This window comes from Aquiflexum sp., assembly GCF_977115555.1.
The window spans coordinates 1-8099 of record NZ_CDSBKL010000179.1 but is presented as its reverse complement, the minus strand read 5'-3'; the positions used below and the strand labels follow the sequence as shown (position 1 = coordinate 8099).

Genomic DNA, 8099 nt, shown 5'->3' with positions numbered 1-8099 from the left:
TTGGTATTCAAGTTTGTAAGCCAGCCACAATACTTCTGTAACCATATTTCCCCGTCCGAGGATATCACCATTGATGACCATATGACCATTTCCAAATGACCAATTCAGATTTTCATTTATAATTCCATGATTTTTCAACAATGCTACCATCAGAGGGTATTGCCCATGGATATCAGATATGATGGCAAGTTGTGGGACATTTTTAAATTCCTGAATAAAATCCGGAACGGATTCCCTGTTTTGGCGAAATATCTCTGAACTCAATCCAAAGCCAAATTCACTTGCAAGAAAATCTGAACTGAGGTTTTCCGCTTTCCTCATTTCTCCGTTTTTTACCCATTTTGCATTGAACTGATCTCCTTGTAGGTAAATGTAGGGTGCTTCGGAAAGTGTTTTGGTATTGACTTGGGCCACGCCCGCTTTTAAAAAAATAAAAAAACTTAAGATAAAGAATGCCAACCTGAGCGAAAGCCTTGAGGGATTAGGTTTGGAATATTTGACGTTTACCATCTGTTACAGGATTTTGTACGAAAAGCGGCTATTGAATATACAATTAAATTGCTAAAACCACAGAAAAGAGAAAGTCTGCTCTGGAATTTATGGCTTCTATTTTTTTATGTCATCCAATGATAAGTGGTAATTGATATTTACTTTTACATGCCATGAAGAAGAAAATTGCATTAGTTACCGGTGGCTATACCGGAGAATCTGTCATCTCACTCAAAAGTGCCGCAGTAGTTGAAAAAACGATTGACAGAAGCCTTTACGACATTTATAAAATCCTCATTTACCCTGGAAATTGGTACCATGAATCCATCACAGGGGAAAAAGTCCCGGTTGACCTCAATGATTTTTCAATTACCCTTCAGAATCAAAAAATCAAATTCGACGGCGTTTTCAATATCCTTCATGGATCACCCGGTGAAGATGGTAAGTTGGCTGGCTATTTTGATATGATCGGACTCCCATATACCACTTGTGATGCCTTAACTTCTGCCATAACCATGAACAAAGGGTACACCAAAGCAATTGTGCAGGACATCGAAGAGCTGTTTGTGGCAAGGTCGATCCAATTGTTTGCCAACAATTCTGAGAATACGGCCAAAATATTAAAAGAACTCCGCCTTCCACTCTTCATCAAGCCTAACAACGGGGGGTCAAGTATCGGGATGAGCAAAGTCAAAGAACCTAGTGAACTTCAGGAGGCTTTGGACAAGGCATTTGCAGAAGATTCACAGGTGTTGGTAGAGGAATTTGTCTCCGGCAGGGAGTTCTCAATCGGTGTCTATCGGTCAAGGGGAATCACAACAGTGCTTCCCGCAACTGAGATTATCAGCAGCAAGGAGTTTTTTGATTTTGAGGCCAAATATTCTCCCGGTGTTTGTGAAGAAATCACCCCCGGAAGGATGACGGATGAGGAAGTCTCAAGAGTAAACCGAATCATAGAAAAAGTATACCAAAAATTAAATTGCAAGGGTGCTGTGAGAGTTGACTATTTCTTAGAACATGATACTGGCAAATTCTATTTTATCGAAATCAACACCGTCCCGGGTCAAACAGAAACAAGCTTGATCTCCCAACAGGTGCGTGCTTTAGGAATTGATGTCAAGGATTTTTACAATGCCCTGATCGAGGAAATGTTTTCAAATCATTAATATTTCAAATTGGGTAGATTCTTGAGTTTTAATTAATTTACATATACATGTTTTAATAATTAAGCTACGTATGAATACCAAGCTAACCCTTTCACTAGATAAATCTGTAATTGAAGAAGCCAAAAAGTTTGCCTCTGAAAAAGGAAGCAGCCTTTCAGAATTGGTAGAAAATTATTTCAAGCTACTGATTGAAAAAGACGAATCAACAAAAATTCCTGTTGTTTCAAAGAGAGTAAACAGGCTAAGGGGGATTTTGAAAACTGAAAATAATTTTGATTACAAAGAAATATTAGAACAAGAAATAATCAAAAAGCATCATGAATAAAGTATTTCTTGATACTAATGTTGTGTTGGATTTTTTGTTGGACCGAAGACCTTTTTCTGAACAAGCAAGTAAGATTTTTGATTTGTCAGAGTTGGGAGAAATTGAACTTTTCATTTCTTCTTTATCGGTCAACAATATCTATTATATAGCTAGGAAGATTATTGGACATGAAAAATCAATCTACTTAATTAAGGAATTACTTGGAATGGTCGAAATATTGAACTCAGACAAAGCTTCGTTATTGATGGCTCTTGAGCTCGAATTCAGCGATTTTGAAGGTGGAATCCAAAATGCAATAGCCATTCTAAATCCAAGAATTGAAATAATAATAAGCAGAAACACCAAAGATTTTAGGAAATCAGCCTTGCCGGCGATGAGTCCTGAAATATATTTGAAAACATTTTTTCATTGAATCTAAAACCGGATCTGAAAACCAATGAAATCAGGGATATTGTAATAGGTCAGGCCATCATCAAAATAAATAGGATCTTTCTTTTTTTCAGAAAAATTATACAAATCCACAGCCTCCTTGGTCATATTTCGGCTGCTTCTCCTATAAAAGCCTGAAGCAATCCCCAATCCCAGAGTAGTGATAACCGCAGGTAGCAAGAGGTTATTTCTGGTATTGTAAGAAGAAGATTGAGGAGGAATGAAGCTCAGTGCGATTACACCGACTGTAGTCAAGAAAGTAGCCCCATCCAACAATTTGCTTGTTCTTTGCTTTTTCATCGCCTGTTGGTATTTCTCAAATGCGGTAGGCTGCGTCTGCATCATCTGGAAAACTTCCTCTTTCGTCAAAACTCTTGGCCCATCTAAAATATCGATTCTATCTCCTATGAAAGTCTCCCGGTATTCAACCCTTAAAAAGGGCTGTTGCTGACCAAAAGCCTGACTCAGGCCACAAAACATAAAAAAGGCGTAAAATAGTATTTTCATTAGTTCAGAAGTTTAGACTTAGGCCCATAGACAAGGGGGATACTTTTATCTGCAAATCAGGTTGGAAACCATATCTTCTAGATGATTTGAAATTATAGATATCTATGGCATCTCTTTCGTCGAGTTTTCCTTTCCGCTTCATAGATTGGCCTATCGACGCCATTCCCAAGGATGCAACAAAAAGTCCCGCTGAAGTCAATGCGCGTCGCTGATTGATTTCCCCAGAAGACAAATACAATATCGAACCTGTAAAGAGGACCCAACCTCCCCATTTTATTGATTCTCCCATTCTTTTTTCCCTCTTTGCTTTGGTAAACATTCCTGCATTTTCAGGAAATACAGAAATGATTTTTTCCATTTCTTTTGCATTTACCTTTTGTCCATCTGCAAGATAAATATGGTTCCCAAAGAAATTTTCGCGGTAAGACAGTACTGGATAGCTTTGGGCTTGGATAGAAAATGGGGCAAGGAATAAAATTAGAATTAAAGGAAGTGATTTCATAAGCGATTGTCCAAAGAAACGAGAATCAACTGATTAGGTTATCCCTCAAATGACAAAATAGGTCAGATTTCCAATCCATAAAAAAAGCGGCCCAAAAGCCGCTTTCCGTTATATCCCAAACTCCGATTTAATCTTATCAACGTAATCCAGCTTCTCCCAAGTGAACAATTCCACTTCAAGAGTTTTAGCTTCCCCATAAGGGTTTTTAAATGTTTTAGATACTATTTCATTTTCTCTTCCCATATGTCCATATGCGGCAGTTTCTTCATAGATCGGGTTTCTAAGCTTCAAACGCTGTTCGATGGCATAGGGCCTCATGTCAAAGATTGCTTCGATCTTTCTGGCAATTTCACCATCATTCATTTTCACTTTGGAAGTTCCATAAGTATTGACATAGATTCCCATAGGTTTTGCCACACCGATGGCATAGGAAACCTGCACCAAAACCTCTTCTGCTACTCCCGCAGCGACCATATTTTTGGCAATATGTCTTGTGGCATAAGCAGCCGACCGGTCAACTTTGGATGGGTCTTTTCCGGAGAAAGCACCTCCTCCATGGGCGCCTTTACCACCATAGGTATCCACAATGATTTTCCTTCCGGTCAAGCCGGTATCTCCATGAGGTCCGCCGATGACAAACTTCCCTGTTGGGTTGATATGGTAAGTTATTTGGTCTGTGAACAATGCCTGAATTTCAGGCTTCAACTGAGCCTTCACTCTTGGAATCAAAATTTTGATCATGTCTTCCTTGATCTTGGCCAACATTGCCGGTTCATCATCAAAGTCATCATGTTGTGTCGAAACCACGATAGCATCGATACGCAAAGGCTGGTTGTCATCACCATACTCGATCGTCACTTGGGATTTGGCATCTGGCCGGAGGTATGCGATCTCTTTGTTTTCCCTTCTCAGCGCTGCCAATTCCTTCAAAATCCTGTGAGAAAGGTCAAGTGCCAAAGGCATGTAGTTATCGGTTTCTTTGGTCGCATAGCCAAACATCATACCTTGATCACCAGCACCCTGTTCTTCAGGGTTGGTCCTTTCTACGCCTTGGTTGATATCAGGGGATTGCTCATGAATAGCTGAAAGTACTCCGCAGGAGTTCCCGTCAAACATATACTCTCCTTTGGTGTAGCCGATTCTGTTGATGACGTCTCTGGCTATTTTTTGTACATCAAGGTATATTTCAGACTTGACCTCACCTGCCAAAACAACTTGGCCTGTCGTCACCAATGTTTCACAGGCGACTTTGGAGTTCGGGTCAAAAGCTAAAAAATTATCAATCAAAGCATCTGAAATCTGATCAGCGACTTTGTCAGGATGACCCTCAGACACTGATTCTGATGTAAATAAATATGGCATATGAGAAAATATTTAATGCGTTTTTAATTGGGTCGTAAAAATAAGGTTTCGAAGGGAAATAAAAAATCGGATATCAAAGCTTAAGACTTTTTGAATCCGAAGTTTATCAGTATTACTTAAATCAACAAACTTGCAATCGGAAACAAACCCTGAAAAATCGATTTTGGCAATCTTCCTGGTTTTCCATCCTTCAATCCCGATGGAATCCTTAACTTTGTATCATACACACAATCCCCAAATTCTCGATGAACGAAAGGTATATGCAGCGGGGCGTTTCCGCCTCCAAAGAAGATGTACACCAGGCCATTTCCAAGTTGGACAAAGGACTTTTTCCAAAGGCATTCTGCAAAATAGTAGAAGATACACTCGGAAATGATCCGGATTTTTGCAACATCATGCATGCTGATGGGGCCGGTACCAAGTCTTCCTTGGCTTACATGTATTGGAAAGAGACCGGGGATCTGAGTGTGTGGAAAGGTATCGCCCAAGATGCGATCATCATGAATACAGATGACCTGCTATGCGTCGGGGCAGTCAACAACATTTTGGTTTCTTCTACCATTGGAAGAAACAAAAACTTGATTCCAGGAGAAGTCATCTCTGCCATTATCAACGGCACAGAAGAAGTATTGCAAATGCTTCGTGACCATGGTGTCAACGTGGTCCTTACAGGGGGAGAAACGGCAGATGTAGGAGATTTGGTACGGACTGTTATCGTAGACAGCACCGTGACCTGTCGGATGAAAAGAGAGGAAATAATCTCCAATGACAAAATCAAGCCAGGAGATGTAGTAGTAGGATTGGCATCTTTTGGGCAGGCTACCTATGAAGATTCATATAACGGAGGAATGGGAAGCAACGGCCTCACCTCCGCACGGCACGATGTTTTCAACAAACTATTGAAATCCAAATATCCTGAGAGTTTCGATCCTGCTGTTCCTTCTGACCTGATTTATACCGGAAAATATAACCTGACAGATCCAGCACCTGGACTTTCTGTCGATATGGGGAAATTGGTGCTCTCACCCACACGTACTTATGCTCCCATCATGGTAGACGTTTTGAAATACCTGAGACCAGCCATCCATGGAATCGTACACTGTAGCGGGGGTGCCCAGACCAAAGTTCTCCATTTTGTAGATAATGTACATGTTGTCAAAGATAACCTATTTGATACACCGCCACTTTTCAAAATGATTCAGGAAGAAAGCGGGACAGACTGGAAGGAAATGTACAAGGTATTCAATATGGGTCATAGGATGGAGATTTATGTCGAAGAAAGGTATGCCGAGGAAATAATAGATATCGCACAGGGATTTGACGTAGAAGCCAAAATAATCGGACGGGTCATTCCACATGAGGGTAAAAAAGTGACCGTTCAGGGTGCGCATGGTATATTTGAATATTAATTTGCAGAATAGAATCAACAGTTTTTAGAGAAAAATATGCCTAGAACAACTGCCCAAAGGATTTTCAGAATTTTCGGTTGGACCTTTGGTGTGATTGTTTTTTTGGCTCTGACCACTTTGACCAGGATTGACTGGCGGGATTACAGGGAAATGGAATACTACCAAGAAACTGTCGCGCACCTCGACACCATGAGTATTAATTCTTCTCAAGGTGAAATTTGGTTGGCAGGATGGGCTTCGACCAACACTACTCCTTCCACTCCTGCAAAATTGGTGGGCTATAAACCACGCGGAAGGTATCAGTTTGTGCAGGACAGCAGCTTTGTCAAAACGATGGTCATCAGTAATGGAAAATCCACAGTGGCTTTTTTGAACTATGAATTGATGATTGTCCATCCATACCTTCAGGAAAGAATCAGTCAAGCCATCAATGAATCCGGATTGGCTATTGATCATATTTATTTCACTGCCACCCATACGCATAGCGGCATTGGTGGACATATCCCGGGACTTGTTGGCAAGCTTGCTTTTGGCGGCTTTGATGAAAAAATAGTCAAACTTCTGGAAGCTAGAACCATTGAAGGCCTGAACTCAGCCATATCAACAATGGATTCAGCTACTGTTTACTTTCAAAAAACCAAAGCCGATACACTTGTTGCCAACAGGCTCATCGCTGAAGATCCTGTAGACCCTTATATCAGGCAATTAATCTTCGAGAAAAGGAATGGTAAAAAAGGAACCATTCTGACATACAGTGCCCACCCCACCATTTTAAACTCAAAATTCATGGGCCTGTCGGGTGATTATCCCAATTACCTGACCAAAATGATGGAAGAAGAGGAGTATGAATTTTCACTTTTTGCAGCCGGGACAGTTGGAAGCCATCGTCCGGTAGCTACCGGAAAAGAACCAAAAAATGTAGAATCCTATGCCTTGACCCTGCACAGGAATCTTTCAGAAAATATCCATGAGGTATTTCCCGTTGAAGAGGCAAAGTTCATGCACGGAAATTTACCCCTTGGTTTAAGAAAAGCACATTTCAGGATCAGTGAAAAAGTCCGGATCCGTCCCTGGATTTTCAATTCAATTTTAGGTGACACCAATGCCCACTTTGACATGATCCAAATTGGGAAAACCTTATTTATAAGTTCAAGCGGGGAAATTTCAGGTGTCTTTATGAAAGATTGGGAAGCCTATGCCGCCGAAAAAAACATTCACCTTATAATAACCTGCTTTAATGGAGGCTATATCGGATACATCACTCCCGACAAATATTACAATTATCCGCTTTATGAAACTCGGGATATGAATTGGTTTGGTCCATACAATGGCGCCTACTTTGATGAAATCATCAAAAGGATGATCGATAAAGCAGCTGAGTAGGAATATTCTCTAAAATAAAAGCAACAATAAGGGCAGGAGGAACAAGGCCTCAGATTTTTTCCTGATTTGGTCTTTATTTTGGTTTTTGGAGAAAAACAATATCAAATGATAGCCTAGAATCAATCCCAAAATCAAAGAATAGATATGATAGAAGGATGGCAAAATAAAAGCAAGAACCATCAGCACACCGATTCCCACGGTTCCCAATAGCAAAATAAGGTTTTTTAAACCGGTCTTTGGAATCAATACCAACACCGACCCGAACCCATCCTTTTCGTCTTCCTCAGCATCGAGATAAGACAGCATCAGGAGATTAACCAAAGCAGCTAAAAAGTAAATGAAAACAAAAACATAAAAGTTTTTATCTATCAATTCAAAATCAATACTGGCGAAAGGCGCAAGCGAAATCCCCAAAACATAAATAACCGCCGTAGATATTTCTTTCAACCAAGAAATCTTTTGCCCGCCAATTTTCAAAAATCCCATCCAAACCATAGTTAAAGAGGCAAGGATAAGCCCTGGAGTTT

Annotated in this window: 8 protein-coding genes and 2 pseudogenes; 5 read left to right on the top strand and 5 right to left on the bottom strand. The window is 40.3% G+C overall.

Annotated elements, in window-relative coordinates; translation table 11 throughout:
* Positions 1 to 510, bottom strand: a pseudogene (locus ACZFYI_RS11695) (hypothetical protein); the annotation flags it as partial.
* Between the two features lie 152 nt (positions 511 to 662).
* On the opposite strand from ACZFYI_RS11695, the gene ACZFYI_RS11690 reads away from it, so the two are divergent.
* The 3 genes from ACZFYI_RS11690 to ACZFYI_RS11680 all read left to right on the top strand — a co-directional run bounded on the left by ACZFYI_RS11690 (position 663) and on the right by ACZFYI_RS11680 (position 2392).
* A complete protein-coding gene (locus ACZFYI_RS11690) occupies positions 663 to 1655 on the top strand; it encodes a D-alanine--D-alanine ligase (RefSeq protein WP_462524311.1) in 993 nt (330 codons plus the stop codon).
* A gap of 70 nt (positions 1656 to 1725) precedes the next feature.
* Positions 1726 to 1980 carry a DUF6364 family protein gene (locus ACZFYI_RS11685; RefSeq protein WP_462524310.1) on the top strand — a complete coding sequence of 85 codons (255 nt, stop codon included), beginning with the start codon at positions 1726 to 1728 and terminating at the stop codon, positions 1978 to 1980.
* Positions 1973 to 2392 carry a type II toxin-antitoxin system VapC family toxin gene (locus ACZFYI_RS11680; RefSeq protein WP_462524309.1) on the top strand — a complete coding sequence of 140 codons (420 nt, stop codon included), beginning with the start codon at positions 1973 to 1975 and terminating at the stop codon, positions 2390 to 2392. Before ACZFYI_RS11685 ends, ACZFYI_RS11680 begins: the two co-directional genes overlap by 8 nt.
* A 2-nt stretch (positions 2393 to 2394) precedes the next feature.
* Here the strand turns inward: ACZFYI_RS11680 and ACZFYI_RS11675 are convergent, their stop codons facing one another.
* From ACZFYI_RS11675 to metK, 3 genes are all read right to left on the bottom strand, one after another.
* Positions 2395 to 2916: a hypothetical protein gene (locus tag ACZFYI_RS11675; protein ID WP_462524308.1), complete on the bottom strand. Its 522-nt coding sequence runs from the start codon at positions 2914 to 2916 to the stop codon at positions 2395 to 2397.
* A gap of 4 nt (positions 2917 to 2920) precedes the next feature.
* The gene (locus ACZFYI_RS11670) at positions 2921 to 3418 is read right to left on the bottom strand and encodes a hypothetical protein (RefSeq protein ID WP_462524307.1); all 498 of its coding nucleotides are present in this window, start codon (positions 3416 to 3418) and stop codon (positions 2921 to 2923) included.
* Between the two features lie 108 nt (positions 3419 to 3526).
* On the bottom strand, positions 3527 to 4780 hold the full coding sequence (gene metK / locus ACZFYI_RS11665; RefSeq protein ID WP_462524306.1) for a methionine adenosyltransferase: 1254 nt from the start codon (positions 4778 to 4780) through the stop codon (positions 3527 to 3529).
* Between the two features lie 245 nt (positions 4781 to 5025).
* On the opposite strand from metK, the gene ACZFYI_RS11660 reads away from it, so the two are divergent.
* Both ACZFYI_RS11660 and ACZFYI_RS11655 read left to right on the top strand, forming a co-directional pair.
* Positions 5026 to 6189 (top strand): AIR synthase related protein, encoded by a 1164-nt coding sequence (locus tag ACZFYI_RS11660; RefSeq protein WP_462524305.1) that lies wholly within the window; start codon positions 5026 to 5028, stop codon positions 6187 to 6189.
* A gap of 36 nt (positions 6190 to 6225) precedes the next feature.
* A complete protein-coding gene (locus ACZFYI_RS11655) occupies positions 6226 to 7572 on the top strand; it encodes a neutral/alkaline non-lysosomal ceramidase N-terminal domain-containing protein (RefSeq protein WP_462524304.1) in 1347 nt (448 codons plus the stop codon).
* A 9-nt stretch (positions 7573 to 7581) separates the two neighbouring features.
* Here the strand turns inward: ACZFYI_RS11655 and ACZFYI_RS11650 are convergent.
* A pseudogene (locus ACZFYI_RS11650) lies at positions 7582 to 8099 on the bottom strand (hypothetical protein); the annotation flags it as partial.